Source organism: Geminocystis sp. GBBB08, from assembly GCF_016743215.1.
Taxonomy (GTDB): Bacteria; Cyanobacteriota; Cyanobacteriia; order Cyanobacteriales; family Cyanobacteriaceae; genus Geminocystis.
Genome location: NZ_VRZC01000322.1, coordinates 1 through 581, shown reverse-complemented (window position 1 = coordinate 581; position 581 = coordinate 1). Strand labels below are relative to the sequence as shown.

At 34.1% G+C, this 581-nt stretch carries 1 protein-coding gene; it reads right to left on the bottom strand.

Translation table 11 applies throughout. The features are described from left to right. Nucleotides 1-234: group II intron maturase-specific domain-containing protein (locus FWJ34_RS19475; RefSeq protein WP_308256979.1), on the bottom strand; the 234-nt coding region annotated here is incomplete at its 3' end. Nucleotides 235-581 lie beyond the last annotated feature (347 nt).

Sequence of the window (581 nt, the reverse complement as noted above, 5' to 3'; positions counted from 1 at the left end):
GTATTTATCAGATACCCAATATCCACCTTTATTGGGATGTCTTCTTTTAGCCCATGTACGAAGGCGAAGATAAGTCAGATAATCAAGTTTAGAGTAAGTTTCATGACTAGAAACTGTTCTGTAGTAATTACACCAACCCCTGATAATCGGATTTAACTCACTGATAATTTTTTCTTGGGGTGCCGCTTTCAATCTGCCAATGGTTTCCGATAGTTTTTGATAGTGCCTTCTCACACTATCTTCGGATGGTTTGATAATTGTCTTAAAACAGAGTAATTGACCATGTCCATTTCTCCCTGACTGGTATTTGCCAACTTGATATTGACGTATGTTAAATCCCAGAAAATCAATCGAAACTTTAAATTAGTAAATTTCGTTATGTAGTACCTACCTTAATTGCCAAGCACTTTAAAAATATTTAATAATAGTTAAAATCGGAAAATGACAAAAGAGGGTTAGGAGGAGTTTTCATTTAAAGATTGACAGCCGTAAGTAAGAAAGAATTGATACTTTTACTTTTACTAGCCTGACTTTGTTGATTGTAAATAGTGTTAAACATAGTTAAACTATGACGCATACGG